This window comes from Staphylococcus sp. FSL W8-0774, assembly GCF_038006785.1.
GTDB lineage: Bacteria > Bacillota > Bacilli > Staphylococcales > Staphylococcaceae > Staphylococcus > Staphylococcus pasteuri.
Window position 1 is genome coordinate 1,834,791 of the sequence record NZ_JBBOVW010000001.1, and the last position, 23,542, is coordinate 1,858,332.

Genomic DNA, 23,542 nt, shown 5'->3' on the forward strand with positions numbered 1-23,542 from the left:
TATGCATCATTTGTTTAGTTCATTATGTGAATCAATCCATACTTTTAAATACTGAAATCCACCATTTACATCACAAATAAAAAACCAAGAAGATGAATTTTCATTCAAATTCTTGGTTTTAGTTATTTATTATTCAGGTTTGTTAACATCAAATGTTAGTTCATTGTTTTCATCTAAATCTACATCTATTTTAGTACCTTCTGGTAAGTTTTCTTTAATCATCATACGTGCTAATGGTGTTTCAATTTGTCTTTGTACAAATCGTTTCAATGGTCTTGCACCAAATTGAGGTTCATAAGCTTCTTCACCTAACCATTTTTTCGCTTTTTCAGTTACTTCAATAGTTATTCTTTGATCTACTAATCTCATATTCAAGTTACCAATAATTTTATCGACAATCATACTCATATCGTCAACTGATAATGGTCTGAATAATACGATGTCATCCATACGGTTTAAAATTTCTGGTTTGAAGTATGCATGTAAGCTATCCATAACAGCTTTTTCAGTAGATTCACTAATATCACCTGTTTCAGATACTTGATCTAACAATACTTGTGAGCCAATATTACTTGTCATAATAATAATTGTATTTTTAAAATCAACGCTTCTACCTTTAGAATCAGTTAATCGACCTTCATCTAAAATTTGAAGTAATACGTTAAATACATCACTGTGGGCTTTTTCCACTTCATCAAGTAAGATAACTGAGTATGGGTTACGTCTTACCGCTTCAGTTAATTGACCACCTTCATCATGACCTACATAGCCTGGAGGGGCACCAATTAATCTAGACACAGCATGTTTTTCCATATACTCACTCATGTCGATTCTGATCATGTGTTTTTCAGAATCAAATAATGACGCTGCTAATGATTTAGCTAATTCAGTTTTACCTACACCAGTTGGTCCTAAGAATAAGAAACTACCAATTGGTCTATTAGGATCTTTGATACCTGCTCTGGCACGTACTACAGCATCAGAAACTAAATCTACTGCTTTATCTTGACCTACTACACGTTTATGCAAAATATCACCTAAATGAAGTAATTTATCTCTTTCAGTTTCTACTAGTTTTGATACTGGAATACCAGTCCATTGACTTACGATATCTCCAATTTCTTCGTCAGAAACGATTTCACGAATCATTCTATCGTTATCTTCACCTTGTTCATCTTGGAAGGCATCTTCTAATTCTTTTAATTCTTTTTCCAATTGTGGTATTTTGCCATATTGTAATTCTGCTGCTTTTTCAAGATTGTTATTAGTTTGCGCATCTTCTAAAGCTTTTCTACTTTCATCCAATTCAGCACGTTTTTCTTGTAATTTAGCAATTTTTTCTTTTTCTTGTTCAACACGAGATTGTAATGAGGCTTGTTTTTCTTTTTCGTTTGATAATTCTTCTTGAAGTTCTTCAAGACGTTGTTTACTAGCATTATCAGATTCATTTTTCAATGCACTTTCTTCGATTTCTAATTGCATTACACGTCTATTAACTTGATCTAATTCAGTAGGATTTGAGCCCATTTCAGTACGAATAGTTGCACAAGCTTGGTCAACTAAATCAATCGCTTTATCTGGTAAAAATCTGTCAGTAATATATCTATCAGATAATTCTGCTGCTGCAACTAAAGCACGGTCTTGAATACGTACACCATGATATACTTCGTAACGTTCTTTTAAACCACGTAGGATTGAAATTGTATCTTCAACATCTGGTTCGCTTACGCCTACTTTTTGGAAACGACGTTCTAAGGCAGAATCTTTTTCAATATACTCTCTATATTCATTTAATGTTGTAGCACCAATACAATGTAATTCACCACGTGCTAACATAGGTTTTAACATGTTGCCGGCATCCATAGCACCATCTGTTTTTCCTGCGCCTACTAACATATGAATTTCATCAATAAATAGGATTATTCTACCATCAGATTCTTTAACTTCTTTAAGTACTGCTTTCAAACGTTCTTCGAATTCTCCTCGGAATTTTGCACCTGCAACTAAGGCACTTAAATCAAGCTCGAAAATAGTTTTGTCTAATAATGATTCAGGCACGTCTTTTTTAACAATTCGTTGAGCTAAACCTTCAACTATTGCTGTTTTACCTACACCTGGTTCACCTATAAGGACTGGATTATTTTTTGTTTTACGGCTTAAAATACGAATCGTATTACGTATTTCCTCGTCACGGCCAATGACAGGATCCATTTTACCTTGACGCACTTCTTCTACTAAGTCACGTCCATATTTTTCTAATGCTTCATAATTTACTTCTGGGTTCTGGCTAGTCACATGATTTCCCCCTCTTATTTTATTTATAATTTCTTTGATAACTTCAGATTTATTACCTATGAATTCTTTAGTTGTTTGATCAATGTCCATAGCTGCTCTTAATACATGTTCCATAGAAATGAATTCATCATCATAATCATTCATATAAGTTTCAGATTTGTTCATTAATTCGTTTGCTTTAGAACTGATATATTGTCCATATTGAACATTATCACCTTGAACAGTTGGATAAGATTTTAACTTCTTATCATAAGCTTTTTCTAATTGGTCTACGTCAATATTTGCACGTTCTAACACACTTTTAAATAAACTTTCACTTTCGTTTAACGTTGCTTTTAGTATTGCTTCTATTTCTATATTTTGTAATTCAAATTCTTTACTATATTCAATTGCTCTTTGTAATGAGCCTTGAATAGCATATGTCATTTTATTTATATCCAATTGTTTTCACCTCTATTTATTTAGAGTCAGTCATTCATTCATCAAAGTTTATTTTTGACTTTGACTTTCTTTGACCTTAACTATATTATAGTCCTCTTTTTAAAATTAATCAACAACTTGAACCTAAAATTTTTATTAATTTTAATCAATTAAATTTTGAATGGATAATACCGAAAAACTCAAACTAAAACCTCTTTATGTATTGAATTCACATTTTTTAAAATATAAACAAAGAAGTAGTATTGAGTACGTTTAGTTTAATAAACATCTTTCAATACTACTCCTTTATGTGATTAGATTATTTCTTTTTAATATGTTTTAAAATTTCGTCAGTAAGTGCTTTTACGCCACTATTTTCTAAATGAATGCCATCTGGTGCAAAGTATTCTGTATGACCCTCTGATCTTTTATACCAATCAATTAAAGTCACATTGCTCTTTTCTTTTGCTGCATCAGCCATTAGCTTATTAACGTGATTTTCATAACCTCTTGGTACTCGTGTATTGACTAAATAAATTTGAGCTTTACCAAATTTACTAATTAAATCATCAAGTTGTTCTTTATTAAAATCACCATTAGTACCTAATTCTAATACAACTTGATCAGATTTTTTATTATAATGAGAATAATTTTGTTCTGCTAATGGAATCGCTTGATATAAATTTCTACCAACTTTACCATCAATTTTAGCTTTTGGTACACTGTCTTTAAAAGTTTCCCCTATGTCTACCATTACTGAGTCACCTATTAATAATGGACTAATATCTGTATCTACATCTGTATCATTTTTTCCATTTTGACCAATTTTATCAATAGGAATCATTCTAATTAAATACTTATCTTCTAAATCTGTGTTAAATGAATTGGACTTATGATTAATTTTATCTTTACCTAATCCATCAAATGAACCAATCATAATAAAAGCAAATGGAATAATTAAAATAATAATCGTAATCGTTCTAATAAGTGCAGGTTTATACTTACGTTTCAAAGTAAATGCCTTTAAACCTTGTTTTCTGAATGGCGTTTCTACATAACGATATGACAACTCAGCGCAAACAAATGTTAAAACAATATCTATAATGTAGACATATAAAGGAATTTGTCCATCAATATAATAGCTATGAATAAAACTAATAATCGGAAAGTGCCATAAATATAAACTATAAGACCGTTTACCTATGTATACAAACAAAGTATTACCTAATAGTTTAGACACAAATGTTGCTGGATGCACCACACTAGCAATGATAAATAAAGTCATAGCAGAAATAATATAAAATCCACCATTATAAATCCAGTCACTTTCGTCTTGAACAGTTACAAATAATAGAATTAAAAATGCTAATCCTAATATGCCTACAATATCTATTGCACGTTGTAACGCTTTAGGAGGTTGTGCTTTTAATTTGAATGGTGGCCATAAAAATGCCAATATGACACCCAATAATAATGTTTGTAAACGCGTATCTGTACCAAAATATACTCTTGAATGGTTCAGATGTGGCTCTGAAATGATAATCATTAACATAAGTGATAATAATGAAATGATCCAAAAAATGAGCGTCACATTACGGTATTTCTTTAAAGTTAGTAATAAAGTAATTAAAACTATTGGAAAAACTAAATAAAACTGTTCTTCAATAGCTAATGACCATAAGTGTTTAAGTGGCATAAAAGAGAATTGTTCAAAGTAGTTAACATCCTTAGCGATATACCACCAATTTGAAACATAAAATATTGCAGCAATAATATCATGTTTTACTCTAACTATCTCTTCTGATTTAAAAAGTAATGTGGCTATACCAACTACTAATAATAGCGCTAATACAGCTGGAACTAACCTTTTCAAACGACGTAACCAAAAATTCTTTAAATTGATTATGCCATTTTCTTCGTATTCTTTTAATAATAAGCTCGTTATTAAATAACCTGAAATAACAAAAAATGTATCTACACCTAAAAATCCGCCTGTTAACCATTGTTTATTTAAATGGTAAATAATAATGCCGATAACAGCAATTGCTCTTAAACCATCTAAACCAGGCATATATCTTAATTTCTTTCCCCTATTTCTAGTGCTTTTATATTCCTTATTCATATTACACTTTCTTCCCCATCAAATCATTTTCGAATATTCATAGTAGTTTAAGTTTTATATTAAAATAGTCATGTATCTTGTATTTAATCTAAGTTTCATTACTTATTGAGAAATAATTAAAACAACTTGATAAATCTTATGACTAATAATGATTTGGTTAAAATAAACTTGCAACAACTTATTTATTACTTAAATTTATTGCATTCAAGTTACAATTAGTCTTAATTATTGTAATACAACCGTAATATAAATTCAATTTAAATAGCAATTGAATATTATTTATTTAATGACGATTGGATTTTTTTAAATTTATTAATAAATACATTTTTATTTTCAGAATATTGGTTTCTTATCGTTTAGATAGCGTAAATTTTTAAATTTAATTCATCTTAATTTGCCATCTCTAATTTAGACCACATAAAAAAGAATGGTATGTAATGTATACACGCAATGTGTATATTACTACATAACCATTCTTATTATCAGAATTAGATTAACCAACACCTAGAGCAATTTTCGCGTATCTAGACATCATATCTTTATTCCAAGGTGGATTCCATACGATATTAACTTCAGTATCTTGAATTTCTGGAATCTCTGCTAATACAGTTTTAATTTGATCAATAATTTGCGGTCCTAAAGGACAACCCATAGAAGTTAATGTCATCTCAACAGTACAAAGTCCTTCGTCATCTACATCAACTTTATATACTAATCCTAAATTAACAATATCAATACCTAATTCAGGGTCGATTACCATTTCTAGAGCTCCTAGGATACTATCTTTTAATGCCTCTTCCATTAGTATCACCTCTCTATATTTTCTTTATACTAATATATCAAATATCCGACAAAACGCCAATAAAATGCTATGATACAACTACAATATATTATTACGACATAAGGAGAACGTTATGCAGCCTCATTTAATTTGCTTAGACTTAGATGGAACATTATTAAATGATAATAAAGAAATTTCTAATTATACAAAACAAGTTTTAACAGAATTACAACAACGTGGTCATTTAATCATGATTGCTACAGGCCGTCCATATCGTGCCAGTCAAATGTATTATCATGAATTAAATATGGATACGCCTGTAGTAAACTTTAATGGTGCGTATGTACATCATCCTAAATCAAACGATTTTGATACAATACATGAAGTTTTAGATATAGATATTTCAAAAAATATTATCGAAAAATTACAGCAATTTCATGTAACTAATATTATTGCTGAAGTAAAAGATTATGTGTTTATTAACAACCATGATCCTCGTTTATTTGAAGGTTTCTCAATGGGAAATCCTAGAATACAAACTGGTAATTTATTAGAACAACTTAACGAAGCACCAACATCTCTATTAGTTGAAGCAGAAGAAAGCAAAATTCCAGAAATCAAAGATAAATTAACTCAGTTTTATGCTGAAAATATTGAACACCGTCGTTGGGGTGCACCATTTCCTGTCATTGAAATTGTTAAACGCGGTATTAACAAAGCTCGTGGTATTGACCAAGTTAGACAATTTTTAAATATTGAACCAGAACATATTATTGCTTTTGGTGATGAAGATAATGACATCGAAATGATTAAATACGCACATTATGGTATTGCTATGGACAATGGTCTTCAAGAACTTAAGGATATTGCTGATGAAACAACATTTAGTAATAATGAAGATGGAATTGGAAGATATTTAAATAATTTCTTTGATTTGAATATACGTTATTATTCATAAGAATAGCGTTTCAACACATCTGAGATAGATATACTATGCTGTCTCAGAATTTTATTATATCAGGGGGTATAACCGCATGAGTAAAATAGTTGTCGTCGGTGCAGTTGCAGGTGGTGCAACTTGTGCAAGTCAAATTAGACGTTTAGACTCTGAAAGCGAGATTATAATTTTTGAAAAAGATAGAGATATGAGCTTTGCCAACTGCGCATTGCCTTACTATTTGAGTGATACAATTACTGAAAGAGAAAAAGTGTTAGCTTATACTCCGGATAAGTTTTTCGATAAAAAACAAATATCAGTTAAAACGTATCATGAAGTCATTGCAATTAACGATACCAAACAAACTGTAACCGTTAAAAATAAAAATACAAATGAATCGTTTGAAGAATCATATGATTACTTAATTTTAAGCCCTGGTTGTAGTGCAAACCGACTTAATTTTGATACAGACTTAGCTTTTACATTAAGAAACCTAGAAGATACAGACGCTATCAATTCATTTATTGATAAAAATAATGCTCAAAAAGCATTAATTGTAGGTGCTGGGTATATTTCATTAGAAGTATTAGAAAATTTATATCATAGAGGATTAGATATCACACTTATTCATCGTTCTGAACAGGTAAATAAATTAATGGATCAAGATATGAATCAACCTATCTTTGATGAATTAAAAGATAAACATATTCAATATCGTTTAAATGAAGAAATTGCTGATATAAATGGTAATGAAATTACATTCAAATCAGGAATAAAAGAAGACTACGATATCATTATTGAAGGTATAGGTACTAAACCTAACTCTGAGTTTATAAAAAGTTCTAACGTTCAACTTGATGAAAAAGGATTTATTCCAGTGAATGATGCTTTCCAAACAAATATAAATAACATTTATGCTCTTGGAGATGTCATTACATCACATTACAGACATGTTGATTTAAAAGCAAATGTTCCTCTAGCCTGGGGCGCACATCGTGCTGCGAGTATTATTGCTGAACAATTAGTAGGAAATGATAATATTAAATTTAAAGGATATCTAGGATCTAATATTGTTAAATTTTTCAATTATACGTTTGCTAGCGTTGGTGTTAAACCAGAAGAATTATCTCAATTCAATTATAAAATGGTAGAAACTAAACAAGGCGCACATGCAGGTTATTACCCAGGAAATACACCATTACATCTGAGAGTATACTTTGATCAAGATACTAGAAAAATTATACGTGCAGCTGCAGTTGGGCAAGAAGGTGCTGATAAACGTATTGATGTATTATCTATGGCAATGCAAAATAATATGACTGTTGATGAATTAACAGAGTTTGAAGTTGCGTATGCCCCACCTTATAGTCATCCTAAAGATCTTATTAATATGATTGGATATAAAGCACAATAAAAAACATGCAAAACGGTTAATTAAAATCGTTTTGCATGTTTTTAAGTTTATAAATGATTTAATGACCTATCCTAAACCTAACATTTTTGAGATAGGACCCCAAGGAAGAATAACACCAATTGCCATTGTTATAATAATTAAGACAATTGTACTCCAAAATAATTTTGTAGAATCTTCGTGTTTCTTTCTTTTAGTAATAGAAATTTCCATTAATGCAATAACACCTAAACCACACAACATTTTCAATGTTAAAAGTATATGATTGCCGCCTTCACCATTACTGGCTGCAGCAAATTCTTTAATTAATTCCCAAAAACCAGAAATTAATGTTAATAGCATAAACAATCTTAATGCCATCTGTAATGGTTTAAAATATGGTGTAGCTCCTTGTGCTTTAGAAATGTTTAAGTATGCAGCAATAAAAAGAATAATTGCTAATACCCAACTTAAAATATGAACATGTAACAAATCAATGTTCCCCCCACTTAATATTTTACTTAACTAATGATACCACAAAACGAACAATTTATTTTAAATGATATAAGTATATAATTTATTACCCTTTTTAAGAGATTGTTCGTCATAGTAATAAACAAAAATATAAAACTCTAACCCTAAGCCCAAACATAATTATAGCCTGAGACATTTACTTATGTCCCAGGCCTTTAACTATATTATCTAATTAATTATAACTAGTTTAATCTTATTCAGAAATGTAAGTAGTTAACGTACCAATATTATCGATAGTTACTTTAACTTCATCACCAGGTTGTAAGAATTTTGGAGGTTGCATACCAGCACCAACACCAGCTGGCGTACCAGTAGCAATAATATCTCCAGGATGTAAAGCAACGTATTTAGAAATTTCTTCGATTAATTCGTCAATTTTTAAAATCATTTCACCTGAGTTACCATCTTGACGAATTTCATTGTTTACTTTAGTAACAATATTAACGTTTTCAGGTGTAGGTAGTTCATCCTTAGTTACGATGTATGGTCCCATTGGGCAACCACCTGTTAAACTTTTAGATAAGAATGCTTGGTCGTGGTTATTTTGGGCATTACGGTCAGTAATATCATTGATAATTGTATATCCATAAATATAGTCTAACGCTAATGCTTTAGGAATTTTCTCTCCTGATTTACCAATTACAATACCTAACTCGCCTTCATAATCTAATTGATCAGTAATATCTTTGTGATTTGGAATTGTTGCTAAATCACCTGTTAATGATGATGCTGCTTTAGTGAAAACATATAATCGTTGTACTTCATGGTTTAATTCACTTGCATGATCTTCATAGTTACGACCAAATGCGATAACGTTATTTGGTGGAGTAACCGGTGGTAAAAATTCAATATCATTAAATGAAATTTTATAATCTTCAGCTTTACCGCTATCTTCAGCAGCTACAACTGCTTTACGTACTTGTTCTTGGAAATCTAACGTTTGGTTTTGTTGTAATCCTGCTAATAATGTTTTCGGATGAAAATCACTTTCTGCAAAATCTGCAAATACTAATGTTAAATCCCAAACAGCATCTTCACGTTTAACTTTAACACCATATGAAGTTCTGTCATTATGCTTGAATGATAAAAATTTCATTCATAATCAACTCCTCATCTATATCTTAATACATATTATAACTGTTATGACCATGAAATAACAAATATATAAGTAAGAAAATTAAGAAAGTTTCTACATATTCGTTTTTTCAAATTATCCGTAAGTAAGAGTATCTTAATTGTCATCAATTTCTAACATGCCAAATTTAAAGAAATATAAATAACCTTTGACCTTAGTTTGAAGTATCGTTTCTAAAGTATTGCGGTAATACTTCATCTGTATGCGATACTTATCCTTCAATTGTTGACCGATTTCTTCATCTGTTAATCCTCTTCGACGGTTAAAAGCGTCTGTCTTATAATCTACAAAATAATATTCTTTATCTTTAACATAGATTAAATCAATCATCCCTTGAATAATTGAAACGTCTTCATCTTTCAGTTCTAATTGATCAACTTTAGATTGATTCACTACAAAAGGTAATTCTCTATAAACTTGATCAGCGTTTGCTATTTCTAAATACAAATTACTATTTATAAAACGCATAATTTCTTTATATCTAATATCTTCTTTTGCATCAGATTCAATGATATTTTTATCTATAAGCTGATTGATATATTGATCTAAATCATCTTCAGTCATTCTTTCTTGGTTAAATGGTAAATGTTGCATTACTGTATGCATCAATGTACCCACTTCATTCGCTTTGCGTTTTCCTTGTTGACTTAAAAATTTAGGACGTTCATATGTTGAGACACCTATTCTATACTGTCGCACTCTGTCATAGTTAGTCCCACTTTCTTCCGTTTCAAGTTGACGTTTTAATTCTGATACAGATTGTTTTGACGGTTTTTCAGTGTCGGCTAAATAAGGATATTCGAAAGTTAACTTGTCTTTTATTTTAGCTTTAACATCTTCGTTTCCACTTTGATACATTTCAATATCTTCTATACTTCTATGTTCTTGATCAGTAGTTGCAATCTCTGTAGAAATATCTTCGAAATGATCAATAAATAATGTCACTCTTGGTTTTACATTACTATCCAATTGTTCAACTTCTTTTTCAAATTTTTGATCATTTGTAATACTAGACGATTGATATTTTGATAATATGCTATAAATCATTGTAAATGGATTAGATGCAGTTAAACGTTCATTAACAGCGATATGATTTCCCGAAATAGGCAATCTTTCTAGTTTATCTAATTCCTTTTCATCTTTAATTCTACCTATTAATATCAATTGTTCCTTGGCTCTTGTTAATGCTACATAGATTAAACGCATTTCTTCAGAAATCATTTCTTTTTCATTAATTGCAGAATAAGCGACTGAAGACAACGATGGATAAGCAATATCTTTTTCTACATCAAAGTAATCCATCCCTAATCCATATTTCTGATTCAAAACAACTTGTCCTCTTAAATCTGTTTTATTAAATTTCTTAGATAAACCAGAATATATGACAAATGGAAACTCTAAACCTTTACTACTATGAATTGTCATCATACGTACTACGTTACCGTTTGGCCCTACAATATTTTCTTCACCAAAGTCTTTACCTCTATCAATTAGCTCATCTATAAATCTAATAAATTGATACAATCCACGGAAACTGGAGTTTTCAAATTCAATAGCCTTATTAAATAGTCCATATAAATTTGCTCTACGTCCTCTACCACCTATTAAGCCACTAAAATATTGAATAACAAAATGATCGTTATAAAATTTATCAATTAATTGATAAACCGGATAACGTTGGCTATATTCTTGATAGTGTTGAATATCATCTAAAAAGTGTTTTAACTTTTTAACTAACTTTTTATTAGCAACATCATTATTAATATATTGGTGAATTGATTGATAAAAATAATCATCATTAGGACTAAATACACGAATATTTGCTAATTCATCTTCTGTAAATTGATAAATAACTGAGCGCATTAATCCAACCAAATAGATATCTTGTAACGGATTATCAACTGTACGTAAAAACGATAATATAAGTCGTACTTCTGTCTGTTCGAAATAACCTTCTCTACTGTTCACGTGAAATGGAATATCATTATCTTTAAAAGCTTGCTGTAAATTACGCGCTTGACCATAACTGCGTTCTAATATAACGATATCTTTATATGTCGCAGGTCGATATGAATTAGATTTCATATCATATACTTTTTTATGGTCTAAAATGTCTTTAACTTGCTCAACTATATAATTAGCCTCTTGTTCAGTACCAGTTAAATCACTATCTTCAGAACTCGCTTCAACCATTGTACGTAATTCTACATTATGATTAACATCGTCAAATGGCGCACCATAATATAATTGTGCCGCTTCATCATAAGTAATTTCTCCTACTTCTTCATCCATCATGTGTTTAAATAGATAGTTTGTCGTTGATAATACTTCTTTTCGAGATCGGAAGTTTTGAGACAAATCTATACGCATACCTGCTCCTTGTCCTTCGGTATTAAAACGGTTATATTTTTCGATAAATAAACTTGGATCGGCCTGTCTGAATTTATAAATCGATTGTTTAACGTCACCAACCATAAATAAATTCCCATTAGATTCTTCACCTGTTTTGATACAAGATAAAATCTTCTCTTGAACACGGTTGGTATCTTGGTATTCATCAACCAATATTTCAGAAAAATGTTGACGATACATTTCAGCAATTTGTGAAGGTGAACCATCTTCATTAGTTAAAATTTGTAAGGCAAAATGTTCATAATCCCCAAAGTCTAATACATTTCTTTGGCGTTTGTGTTTCCCAAATTCATTGATAACATCTTTCACAATATCCGATAAATATGAAACTCTTGGCGCTAACAATTGCATATCATGTTTCAAATCTTCTGCAGTTCTTGAGAAATAATCACTTTTAACTTTAGTAATCATATCTTTATATTTAGTGTACGCAGCTTTCGCATCTTCTAATGCATCTACCATCATGGCATTTTCTTCTTTGATTTTTGCTGTTATAGCTGGAAATCTACTTGCAAATTGACGATTTATAAGCGTTTCAATTTGTAATGTATCATTTTCAAATAATTGACTCATAAATCGTCGTTCTGATTCTATGACTTCTAACTGCTTATCTACACTTTCCATCATTGAAAATAACTCATAACTTTTATCAAGTGATTCTTGTGCAGCATTTATAAAAATCATTGCCAAATCATTTAATAATTTTAATAACTCATCTTGCTGTGATTCATCCATATATGGTGTTGAAAGTTGATTTAACCATTCTTGAGGATTCGGGTTAGCAATACTAAAGAAATAAAGTTGTTTAATAATACTTCTAAATTGTGTATCACTACGGTCATTAGATAATTGTTCAGTTAAATCAATAAATTCTGGTTTCAAATAATCATAATGTCGCTCTAACACTTCATCAATCGTTTGTTCTAAAAGTAAGATATTTTCTGCTTCACTACTCGTTCTAAAATTAGGATCAATATCTAGTACGTCATAATGTTGTTGAATTAATTTCAAACAAAAACTGTGTAAAGTGGAAATCTGAGCTTGATGTATTTTGATACGCTGATTTTTCAAGTGTTCATTATTTGGATCTTCAATCGAAGCTTGTTGAATACGTTGGTCAACTCGATGTTTCATTTCTCTTGCACTTAAATTAGTAAATGTCACTACTAGTAAACGGTCTACATCAATTTCATCTCTTAAAATACGTTGAATAATTCTTTCAACCAGTACAGCTGTTTTACCAGAACCAGCAGCTGCAGCTACTAAAATATCTTGACCTTTGGCATAAATACTGCGCCATTGTGCATCTGTCCAAATAACATCTTGTGGTTTCGTAGGTATCATTCAGTTCCACCTCCATTTTCTTCCATTTGTTGAATCGCTTCTATTGGATTAATAAACTCATCAACAGTGCGATATCTTTTACTATCTATCATGCCATCTACATGACAAACAGATTGGTAACTACAATATTGGCATGGCAATGTTTGTTTATATTTGAGTGGTGCTACTTCTGTATGTCCATCCATAATATGACTTGCCGTTTCAATAAAATTCTTTTTATTATGTTCTATAAATTTGTAAATAGTGTTTTCATCTGCAACCTGACTACTAGCTTTATTTATTGTTCCTTTAGCAGTTAAACCAACTGGCACAATATCAGATTTGAATTTAGGTTCTAATCTAATATCTAAAGCATCTAACACATTTTCATCACTATTAACTAATCCACTCATCTTAAATTTATTAATGTGCTCTTTTTCTAATTTTTCTTGATCAATTTCTAACCAATTTTTCAATTTGAGTCTTGGTTCATGAACATGGAAGTATAGTAAGCCACCTGGTTTAACGATATCTGTTAAGCCTAATCTTTCTTGGTTTTGTAATACGATGTCCATATAAGTCATCATTTGCATTTGTAAACCATAGTAAACTTTTGTTAAATCAAGTGTTGCACTATTTTTTGATGATTTATAGTCAATGATATTAACGTAACTTTGATTTTCTTTTGTATAAGTATCTATTCGGTCAATTTGACCACGTATATTAATAGGAACACCTTGTGTAGTTGTTAATGATTTAGCCATCAATTCTTCATCAGATTTAGGTGATTTACGGAAGCCCGTTTCAAATTGTTGTGGTTTGAATTTCGTATAGTCTCCTTGATATTTCAAAGCACTTAAAGTTGTTTCAACAATTGCGCCTATTCTTCTGGATAAATAACGATAATAAGCTGATGAATTTAATAGATTAAATTGAACTTTAGGTAAAATTTGTTCAAGCGCTTCTGATGTTAATGTTTTGATTTTTTTCTGATCAAGATGTTTAAAGTCTCCATCTATACGATCAGATATATATTTCAATACAGAATGGAAAATATCACCTAAATCAAAGTTTTGTAGTTCATATTTTGTTCGCTCATTTAATCTTAAACCATGTGAAGCAAAATGTTTAAATGGACATTGTTGATACCCTTCGAATCTAGATACACTCGCATTAATCGTTTTACCGTATAAATCCTGTGCCAGTGTTTCACTAAGCTGCTTCGTCTCATTATCGTAAGTTAACGAAGTGATTAAATAATCCAATCCCTCATTAAGACGCTCATCGTCACTCATTACTTGATATGCATCAAGCCATGTATCTGCTACAATTTCTTCATCTAACCAAGCTCTTAGTGACTCAAACAAATTAATTTTTGTTTGATGAACATGCTCAATTAATGAAATAGGATGTTCTTGATGCATTTGATGAATATTTATTACATCTAAATTGTCATAAATATCTTTTATTTGTGCTAAAAATGGACTCATTTCTTTTTCATCACCTGATGATCCCATCAAGCTATATGAAAATGTAACTCTATTTGTTGCACGAGTCATAGCAATATAGCATACAAATGCTTCATCCATTTGTAAGATATCTGACGTTGGGCTTAATTCTATTTGAGCATTTTGTTCGAATAATTTTTTCTCATCATCACTAATTAAGCTTGAAGAAGAAATAGGTTGAGGCATAGAACCATCATTCATACCGACAAGATAGATATGCTTTTTATTATCTACTTTAGCTAAATCCATCGTACCAATGCTTATTTGATCAAGTGTTTGAGGAATCATCACAAATTCTAATTGTTCTAATCCAATATCAAATACTTCTAAAAAGCGAGTTAATGTCATGCTTTCATGTTCAAACACAGTTACCAAATCATCTAGTATTTGAATTAAACCATTCCAAATTTGATCAATTTCTTCAGCTTCTTCATGGTAACCATCATTATCTAAAATATCTCGTTGTGTCATTAACTGATTGGGTAATTCAAAATATTCCATACTTTCATAAAATGCAGTAGCAAACTCACGAACTGTGTTACCTTCATTCATTGCTTGTTCAAAATGAAGAATTTTATCAATCACATCATTTTTTAATTTAACAACTTGTTCGAATGTCTCTCTTTCTTCTTGTGTAAGTTGATGTTCTTTACGACCCATTTTTCTAAAATTATCTACATTAAATAAATCGTCATCTAACCATCTTTTTCCATAAATACCACGTTCTATAGCAAAATTTTCTAATAAATCTATTAGGTGTGTACTATTTTTATATTGGTTAGTCAGCACATCTGTTTTCAATAAACGCATCATTGCATTGATATGCCAATTAGTTTGGATTACTTCGATTAGTGAACGAATCATTTCCATAATAGGATGATGTGTCATTGAACGTTTTGTATCTATGTTAAAAGGAATTTGATATAGCGGTAAAATAGATTCAAATAAATCGGCATATGATACGTCTCGATATAAGATTGCAATATCTTGAAATCTCAATTGGTTATCACGTGTATCTTTAAGAATTTGTCTTGCAATTTCATTAATTTCTTCTCTCATACTAGAAGATTCAAGAATATCGATATGCCCCTGATTTTGTTGAGGCGTTAGTTGTAATGCGTCGAATTGGGATTCTAAAGCTTTTAGATCATTGTGATTAAATCGATAGACTTCATTGAAAAGACGCTTTTGAAGTTGGATATGTAAATCTTGAGCAATCTCTTCTAAATGATTTAAAACTTCAGATGGCTTTCTAAATAAACTGAAAGCATCTTGATTACCATCAGTAGTTAATAATACCGTTACTTTTTTAGCATTTCTTACTAATGCTTGAATCATTTCGTATTCAAGAGTTGAAAAGTTATGGAAACCGTCTATGTATATTTCTGAGCGTTTTAGCCATTCAGATTTATCCATTTGTTCGATAAATTTTCGTAACGAATCTTCAACTGTAATAAAATTGCCGTGAGTTCGAGACTCAAATTGTTTGTATATTAAAGAAATATCTTCTAATTTATGTTTAGTTCTGGTTTGAATATCGTGTGTATTTAGAAATTCATCAATATGTTCAGGTAAGACAGAATATTTTTTAAAATCTTGAATTTGTTCGGCTAATTTCTCACTAAACCCAAAGTATTTGGCTTGTGATTTATATAATTTCATATCTGATTGATATTGTTGTACTAAATGATAAATCATCATTTCAGTTGCCGCTTTAGATAATCGTTGTTCCGTAAATCCCCCAACTTCTTGGAACACTCTATGGCTTAATCTTTCAAAGTGAAGTACCTCTGTTCTCAAACTTCCATTTAATGTTGAATCATTAACAAATGCTTGTTCAAATTGAAAAGTACTTTGAGTTGGAGCGATTAAAATAATTGGATCACCAAGTGGGTCAGTTTTCATTTTATCTTTGATTTCATTAACCATAGCTGTAGACTTCCCTGTCCCAGCTCTCCCTATATATGCATTTAATTCCATAACAACCCTCACTCCTTTGACAACATTTTAACATGGGAGCGGGACAGAAATAACATTTTTACAAAATTTATTTCGTTGTCCCGCCCCGGCAAGGTTGACTAAGTTAGTAAAGTATCACTACTATTTATAATAGTTTAGTGATACTTACACATTAGCTTTAGCTAAAGTGTTCAACTAAGGATTACATGAGTTAACACTCATGCATAAGTAATTCTAATTTCTAAAGAAAAAGAATTACTTTATCAGTCAACTACTGCCAATTTGTAACTTATTTCTATTTTTTAAGTTCACTTCATTTTCACAGAATTACATTATTGAACCTAATAGCTATCACTATTAGGTAAGTCATACTAATTTGTTTTACAAAAAGTATGACTTTCCGTTATACATATTTATTCATTAATATATCTACACAATTTTACACACAAAAAGCGATAGACTTAGCGTCTATCGCTTTCAAAATTAATTTTTAGTATTATCTGGATTAAAGTTAGCTTTAAATTCATTTAATGGCCAGAATCTGAATGAAACTTTACCAACAATTTGATCTTTATTAATCAAACCAAATGAACGACTATCTTTACTTACTTCACGATTGTCCCCTAATACTAAGTATTTACCTTTAGGGATGACATTTGATTTAGGGTTAGCATTAGGTAAATCTTTCACTTGGAAAGTACCAGTAATATATTCAATCTGTTTTCGTTTCTCATTATAATTTAAATAAGGTTCATCCTGTTTCTTACCATTTATATATAATTGGTCTTTTTTATATTCTACCTTATCTCCTGGAGTACCAATAACACGTTTAACGTAGTCATCTTTTTTATTAGCATGGAAAACAATAACGTTACCTTTTTTCACATCGCCAATTTTATAACCCATAATGTTTACGCCAACACGTTCCCCATCTTTTAATGTTGGATCCATTGAGTCACCTTTAATTGTATAAGGTTGACCAACAAAATCCTTTATAAACCATACAAGCAAAACTGCTATTGCGATGGCGACAATCCATTCTATAATTTCCTTTTTCAAATTACACACCTCTTATATTCATTTAAAGTCTGTCGTAAATGCATCAAACGGATAATATTTTACACTTACATCACCAATAATATTACTTTTATCAATTAGACCATAACGTCTTGAGTCTGATTTTACACTATCGTTATCATTTAATACAAAATAGTGTTTGGGTGAAATGATATCTCCATCTGAATGTTTCATATTTCTTAACGAAACATTATTCAAATCTCTATTTTTAGCGTACTTATCTTGAACTACTCTATCGTCTCGATAAAGCTTGTTATTTCTAATTTCAATAGATTGTCCTGGTTTCCCAATTATTCTACTAAAATGGATTCGTCCATTATCTTTATACATCACTATATCACCAGTATCTAATAAATTAAATGTGACTTTAATTTTATTAACAATCAATCGGTCACCTTCATTTAATGTAGGTGCCATACTTTGATCCTGTACAACAGCACCTCTGATGATAAATGTTTGAATGAACATTACAATAATAATCGCAAATATTAAGGAAATCAAATATTTAATAACAGTTTTCAACTTTTCACTCCTTAGTAGAGCCCATAAAATGTTTTTCTACCTTTTTACTTACAAACCAAAGTAAGACAAATAATAATAACGTCACAATAGCTCTTATCGGATTAGTGAAAATCGTCGTTACCTCTCGACCCATTATCCCTAATACAGTTATGGAAATCAATTTAGATAATGTTAAAACGATAAAATAATACTTTGTTTTAATATGTGAAAGACTTGCTACCACATTAATCAATGTATTTGGCGTAAATGGAAAACATAATAAAATAAATAGTGGTATTAAGCCTTGTCTATCTATAAAACTAATTAATCTTTGTACTGACTTTTTAGTTTTGAATTGTTTCATTTTTTTAGTATTGACTAACCTTTTAAAGATTAAAAACATTGTAAATGTACCTGCTACAATGCCTAGCCAACAAATTATAATGCCTACGACCGCACCATATGTATGCATAATTAAAATGACATAAAGCGTTAAGGGTAAAATGGGGATGATTGCTCTAAAATATATTAGCACAAACCCAGGAATATATCCGAATTGCCGAAATAAATCAAACCATTCTTCTAATTGTTCAAACGACAAAACATCAAATCCTTTCTTGGTAAACATTACCTTATTTATTATAGTTGTAATTATAGTATTTTGAAATAGCAATCTTCTTTTAAAGCAATAAATACATCTGAAGTTTGAGAAAACAAAACCACTTTACAACATGAAAGGCTAGGACAAGTTAGTCCTAGCCTTGTAATTATAACATTTATTTATTATAAAATATATTTTTTATAGATTATAGACGTGCTTCAAGATCTTTTTTCATTTCTTCAAATCCTGGTTTACCTAATAATGCAAACATGTTTTGTTTATAAGCTTCAACACCAGGTTGATTAAATGGATTTACGCCTAATTGATATCCACTCATAGCACAAGCTAATTCGAAGAAGTAAACAACATATCCAAATGTTTCTTCATCTAATCGAGGAATATTAACAACGATATTAGGAACTCCACCATCAGTATGTGCTAATAATGTACCTTCAAATGCTTTAGTATTTACCTCATCAATTGTTTTACCAGCAAGATAATTTAATCCATCTAAATCATCACTATCTTCTTCAATTGTAAGATCATGTTTAGGATTATTAACTTTAACAACTGTTTCAAATAAGAAGCGACGGCCTTCTTGAACATATTGTCCTAATGAATGTAAATCTGTAGTATAGTTCGCGCTTGAAGGATAAATGCCTTTAAAGTCTTTACCTTCAGATTCACCGAATAATTGTTTCCACCATTCATTGAAATATTGCATAGAAGGTTCATAGTTAATTAACATTTCAGTAGTGTAGCCTTTGCTATATAAAAGGTTACGGATTGTAGCATATTGATAAGCAATATTCTCTTCTAATTTATCTGAAGATAATTCTTCACGTGCTTTTGCTGCACCAATCATCATTGCCTCAATATTAATACCTGCAGCTGCAATTGGTAATAAACCAACGGCTGTTAATACTGAATAACGTCCACCAACATCGTCTGGTACTACAAATGTTTCATAACCTTCATTTGTAGCTAATTGTTTTAAAGCACCTTTTTTCTTATCAGTAGTAGCGAAAATACGTTTTTTAGCTTCTTCTTTACCATATTTATTTTCTACTAATTGTTTAAATAAACGGAAAGCAACTGCTGGTTCAGTTGTTGTTCCTGATTTTGAAATGACGTTTACAGAAAAATCTTTATCTGCTAAATAATCAACTAATTCTTTTGTATAACTAGAAGATAAGTGATTACCTACAAATACAATTTCAGGATAGTCATTATTTGTTCTGAATGAAGAAGTAAGCATTTCAATAGCGGCACGTGCACCTAAATAAGAACCACCGATACCAATAACAACTAATACATCAGAATTGGCTTTAATACGTTTAGAAGCTTCTACAATTCTTGAAAACTCTTCTTTATCATAATCAACAGGAAGATCAACCCAACCAAGGAAATCTTTTCCAGCGCCAGTACCTTCATGTATCGTTTTGTGTAATGTTTTCACGATATCTTTTTGTTGTTCTAATTCATGTTCTCCAAAAAATTCTAAAGTCTTACCATAATCTAATTGAATATGAGTCATCTAAAAAGCCTCCTATGTTTTTACTACTTTAATTCTACTAAGTTTATATTTGCTATTCAATTCACAAGTCTCCTTTTTACTATTAAAAATGAACTTTCAGTGTCATTTCAGTTTCCAAATGTAATCTCTTATCAATACAATATGCATTTTTCTAAAAATTTAATAACTTTAAAAATTCTTTTATATCAGCATATATTAAAGATAATATTGAAAACATCTCATCTATTAAATGTATATTTATGTAGTTTTATGGTTTATTTTTCATTAGCAGTCTGTTATGATGAATTTATATTAAAATTCTGAAAATAATTTGAGGTGTAAATATGAAAGAGAAAATTGTTTTAGCATATTCTGGAGGATTAGACACAAGCGTAGCAGTACAATGGTTAATAGATAAGGGTTACGATGTTGTAGCATGTTGTTTAGATGTTGGAGAAGGAAAAGACTTAGATGTTGTACATGAAAAAGCGTTAAAAATGGGCGCAGTAGAATGTCATATTATTGATGCTACAAAGGAATTTAGTGATGATTATGTAAGTTATGCTATTAAAGGTAATTTAATGTATGAAAATGCATATCCATTAGTATCAGCATTATCACGTCCACTAATTTCTAAAAAGTTAGTAGAAATTGCTGAAAAAACAAATTCAGTCGGTATTGCTCATGGATGTACTGGTAAAGGTAATGACCAAGTACGTTTCGAAGTCGCAATTAAAGCACTTAATCCAAAACTAAAAGCATTTGCACCTGTAAGAGAATGGGCATGGAGTCGTGAAGAAGAAATTGATTATGCAATCAAACATAATATTCCAGTATCAATTAATCATGATTCTCCTTACTCAATTGATCAAAATTTATGGGGTAGAGCTAACGAGTGCGGTATCTTAGAAGATCCTTATGCTGCCCCACCTGAAGATGCATTTGATTTAACGAATGCACTTGAAAATACACCTGATGAATCCGACGAAATTATTCTTTCATTTAAAAATGGTATACCTGTTCAAATAGATGACAAAGATTATGATTTAGACGATTTAATCCTTTATTTAAATCAATTAGCTGGTAAACATGGTATTGGTAGAATTGACCATGTTGAAAATAGATTAGTCGGCATAAAATCAAGAGAGATTTATGAAACACCTGGTGCAGAAGTGATTTTAAAAGCTCATAAAGCACTTGAAACAATTACTTTAACTAAAGACGTTGCACACTTTAAACCAGTGATTGAAAAGCAATTTTCTGAACAAGTATATAATGGTTTATGGTTCTCACCTTTAACTGATAGCCTAAAACAATTTATTGACAGTACACAACAATATGTCGAAGGAGATGTAAGAGTTAAATTATTCAAAGGCAATGCTATCGTAAATGGTAGACAATCACCTTATACTTTATACGATGAAAAGTTAGCTACTTATACAAAAGAAGATGCGTTTAATCAAGAAGCAGCTGTCGGATTTATCGATATTTATGGTTTACCAACGCAAGTTAATTCTATGTTACATGGAGGCTACAGTAATGAGTAAAAAAGCTTGGGGAGGAAGATTCGAAGCTCAACCAGAAGATTGGGTTGATGACTTTAATGCATCAATTGATTTCGACAAAAATTTAATAGACCAAGATATTCAAGGTAGCATTGCACATGCAACAATGCTCGCTAATCAACATATTATTAGTCAAGATGATGCCAAAACCATTATAGAAGGCTTAAAAGAAATCCAAGTAGATGCGCATCAAAATAAAATTGAATTTAAAGCATCGCTAGAAGACATTCATTTAAACATTGAACATGAGCTAATTCAACGTGTAGGAGAAGTTGGCGGTAAACTTCATACTGGTAGAAGCAGAAATGATCAAGTCGCTACTGATATGCATTTATACACTAAAGAAGAAGTTCTAGAAATTATTGAATTAATTAAATCATTGCAGCAAACGATATTAAAAATTGCTAATACCCATATAGACACAATTATGCCAGGTTATACGCACTTACAACGTGCTCAGCCGATATCTTTCGCGCATCATATTATGACTTATTTTTGGATGTTAGAGCGTGATAAATCTCGATTCCAAGATAGCATCAAAAGAATCGACATCTCCCCTCTTGGTGCTGCAGCATTAAGCGGAACAACACATCCTATTGATCGTCACGAAACACAATCACTGCTTAATTTTAGTGCTATATATGAAAATAGTTTAGATGCTGTCAGTGATCGTGACTATATTGTCGAAACACTGCATAATATTTCATTAACTATGGTTCATTTATCAAGATTTTCTGAAGAAATTATTTTCTGGTCCACTGATGAAGCAAAATTCATTACGTTATCAGACGCTTTTTCTACTGGTTCGTCTATTATGCCTCAAAAGAAAAATCCAGATATGGCAGAATTAATTAGAGGTAAGGTGGGTCGTACAACAGGTCATTTAATGAGTATGTTAGTTACACTTAAAGGCCTACCATTAGCTTATAATAAGGATATGCAAGAAGATAAAGAAGGTTTATTCGATGCTATCCATACAATTAAAGGTTCACTCAAAATTTTCGATGGTATGTTAGATACGATGACTGTTAATACTGATCGTCTTAATGAAACAGTTACAAAAGACTTTTCAAATGCAACAGAATTAGCTGATTATCTTGTAAGTAAAAATGTACCATTTAGAACTGCACATGAGATTGTTGGAAAAATTGTATTAGATTGTATTAATAACGGTATTTATTTACTCGATGTGCCTTTAACAGATTATCAATCCTATCACCAGAGTATAGAATCTGATATTTATGATTATCTAAAACCAGAAAATTGTTTAAAACGACGTAAAAGTTATGGTTCGACTGGTCAAGATGCAGTTAAACATCAACTATCAGTTGCTGAAAAATTATTAAAATCATAAGTTATTTTGTAGGAAGTCGTTCAGAATTATAAAGTTTTAGCCTGAGACATTGCTTTGTTTTAGGCTTTTTCATTTTGCGTAGACACCACTTTTTTTTATATTTATACTTAAT

General features: G+C 30.5%; 15 protein-coding genes. 4 read left to right on the top strand and 11 right to left on the bottom strand.

Features of this window, described 5'->3' with window-relative positions; translation table 11 throughout:
• Window positions 1–129 precede the first annotated feature (129 nt).
• The 3 genes from clpB to NSQ15_RS08920 form a co-directional block, all read right to left on the bottom strand.
• A complete protein-coding gene (gene clpB / locus NSQ15_RS08910; protein ID WP_340747111.1) occupies window positions 130–2,736 on the bottom strand; it encodes an ATP-dependent chaperone ClpB in 2,607 nt (868 codons plus the stop codon).
• Between the two features lie 298 nt (window positions 2,737–3,034).
• Window positions 3,035–4,837: an acyltransferase family protein gene (locus NSQ15_RS08915; RefSeq protein WP_029055577.1), complete on the bottom strand. Its 1,803-nt coding sequence runs from the start codon at window positions 4,835–4,837 to the stop codon at window positions 3,035–3,037.
• Window positions 4,838–5,330: 493 nt separating this feature from the next.
• Entirely contained in the window at window positions 5,331–5,639 is a 309-nt protein-coding gene (locus NSQ15_RS08920) for a metal-sulfur cluster assembly factor (RefSeq protein WP_017637409.1), read from the bottom strand.
• 112 nt (window positions 5,640–5,751) lie between these two features.
• On the opposite strand from NSQ15_RS08920, the gene NSQ15_RS08925 reads away from it, so the two are divergent.
• Window positions 5,752–6,576, top strand: coding sequence for a Cof-type HAD-IIB family hydrolase (locus NSQ15_RS08925; protein ID WP_070452293.1), 825 nt, complete (start codon window positions 5,752–5,754; stop codon window positions 6,574–6,576).
• A 76-nt stretch (window positions 6,577–6,652) separates the two neighbouring features.
• On the top strand, window positions 6,653–7,969 hold the full coding sequence (locus NSQ15_RS08930) for a CoA-disulfide reductase (RefSeq protein WP_107999944.1): 1,317 nt from the start codon (window positions 6,653–6,655) through the stop codon (window positions 7,967–7,969).
• Between the two features lie 66 nt (window positions 7,970–8,035).
• On the opposite strand, the gene NSQ15_RS08935 is transcribed toward NSQ15_RS08930, so the two are convergent.
• The 8 genes from NSQ15_RS08935 to NSQ15_RS08970 form a co-directional block, all read right to left on the bottom strand.
• A complete protein-coding gene (locus tag NSQ15_RS08935; RefSeq protein WP_070452299.1) occupies window positions 8,036–8,437 on the bottom strand; it encodes a YisL family protein in 402 nt (133 codons plus the stop codon).
• 235 nt (window positions 8,438–8,672) lie between these two features.
• The gene (locus NSQ15_RS08940; protein WP_017637413.1) at window positions 8,673–9,575 is read right to left on the bottom strand and encodes a fumarylacetoacetate hydrolase family protein; all 903 of its coding nucleotides are present in this window, start codon (window positions 9,573–9,575) and stop codon (window positions 8,673–8,675) included.
• 135 nt (window positions 9,576–9,710) lie between these two features.
• The gene (addA, locus tag NSQ15_RS08945; RefSeq protein WP_340747112.1) at window positions 9,711–13,370 is read right to left on the bottom strand and encodes a helicase-exonuclease AddAB subunit AddA; all 3,660 of its coding nucleotides are present in this window, start codon (window positions 13,368–13,370) and stop codon (window positions 9,711–9,713) included.
• Window positions 13,367–16,837: a helicase-exonuclease AddAB subunit AddB gene (gene addB / locus NSQ15_RS08950; protein ID WP_124760744.1), complete on the bottom strand. Its 3,471-nt coding sequence runs from the start codon at window positions 16,835–16,837 to the stop codon at window positions 13,367–13,369. Before addB ends, addA begins: the two co-directional genes overlap by 4 nt.
• 462 nt (window positions 16,838–17,299) lie before the next feature.
• Window positions 17,300–17,875 carry a signal peptidase I gene (gene lepB / locus NSQ15_RS08955; RefSeq protein ID WP_017637416.1) on the bottom strand — a complete coding sequence of 192 codons (576 nt, stop codon included), beginning with the start codon at window positions 17,873–17,875 and terminating at the stop codon, window positions 17,300–17,302.
• Between the two features lie 18 nt (window positions 17,876–17,893).
• The gene (gene lepB, locus NSQ15_RS08960) at window positions 17,894–18,415 is read right to left on the bottom strand and encodes a signal peptidase I (RefSeq protein ID WP_017637417.1); all 522 of its coding nucleotides are present in this window, start codon (window positions 18,413–18,415) and stop codon (window positions 17,894–17,896) included.
• A gap of 4 nt (window positions 18,416–18,419) precedes the next feature.
• Window positions 18,420–18,995 (bottom strand): TVP38/TMEM64 family protein, encoded by a 576-nt coding sequence (locus tag NSQ15_RS08965; RefSeq protein WP_017637418.1) that lies wholly within the window; start codon window positions 18,993–18,995, stop codon window positions 18,420–18,422.
• A gap of 205 nt (window positions 18,996–19,200) precedes the next feature.
• Window positions 19,201–20,532, bottom strand: coding sequence for a glucose-6-phosphate isomerase (locus NSQ15_RS08970; RefSeq protein WP_029055583.1), 1,332 nt, complete (start codon window positions 20,530–20,532; stop codon window positions 19,201–19,203).
• Between the two features lie 323 nt (window positions 20,533–20,855).
• Here NSQ15_RS08970 and NSQ15_RS08975 point away from each other — a divergent pair, with 323 nt between their 5' ends.
• Window positions 20,856–22,058 carry an argininosuccinate synthase gene (locus NSQ15_RS08975; protein WP_070452308.1) on the top strand — a complete coding sequence of 401 codons (1,203 nt, stop codon included), beginning with the start codon at window positions 20,856–20,858 and terminating at the stop codon, window positions 22,056–22,058.
• The gene (gene argH, locus NSQ15_RS08980) at window positions 22,051–23,430 is read left to right on the top strand and encodes an argininosuccinate lyase (RefSeq protein ID WP_108016850.1); all 1,380 of its coding nucleotides are present in this window, start codon (window positions 22,051–22,053) and stop codon (window positions 23,428–23,430) included. The genes NSQ15_RS08975 and argH overlap by 8 nt, the downstream gene beginning before the upstream one ends.
• Window positions 23,431–23,542: the final 112 nt, after the last annotated feature.

Coding starts and splice junctions, on each gene's coding strand:
- NSQ15_RS08925 (WP_070452293.1), top strand. CDS start 5,752: ATGCAGCCTCATTTAATTTGCTTAGACTTAGATGGAACATTATTAAAT.
- NSQ15_RS08970 (WP_029055583.1), bottom strand. CDS start 20,532: ATGACTCATATTCAATTAGATTATGGTAAGACTTTAGAATTTTTTGGA.
- NSQ15_RS08930 (WP_107999944.1), top strand. CDS start 6,653: ATGAGTAAAATAGTTGTCGTCGGTGCAGTTGCAGGTGGTGCAACTTGT.
- addA (WP_340747112.1), bottom strand. CDS start 13,370: ATGATACCTACGAAACCACAAGATGTTATTTGGACAGATGCACAATGG.
- argH (WP_108016850.1), top strand. CDS start 22,051: ATGAGTAAAAAAGCTTGGGGAGGAAGATTCGAAGCTCAACCAGAAGAT.
- NSQ15_RS08915 (WP_029055577.1), bottom strand. CDS start 4,837: ATGAATAAGGAATATAAAAGCACTAGAAATAGGGGAAAGAAATTAAGA.
- addB (WP_124760744.1), bottom strand. CDS start 16,837: ATGGAATTAAATGCATATATAGGGAGAGCTGGGACAGGGAAGTCTACA.
- NSQ15_RS08975 (WP_070452308.1), top strand. CDS start 20,856: ATGAAAGAGAAAATTGTTTTAGCATATTCTGGAGGATTAGACACAAGC.
- NSQ15_RS08920 (WP_017637409.1), bottom strand. CDS start 5,639: ATGGAAGAGGCATTAAAAGATAGTATCCTAGGAGCTCTAGAAATGGTA.
- NSQ15_RS08940 (WP_017637413.1), bottom strand. CDS start 9,575: ATGAAATTTTTATCATTCAAGCATAATGACAGAACTTCATATGGTGTT.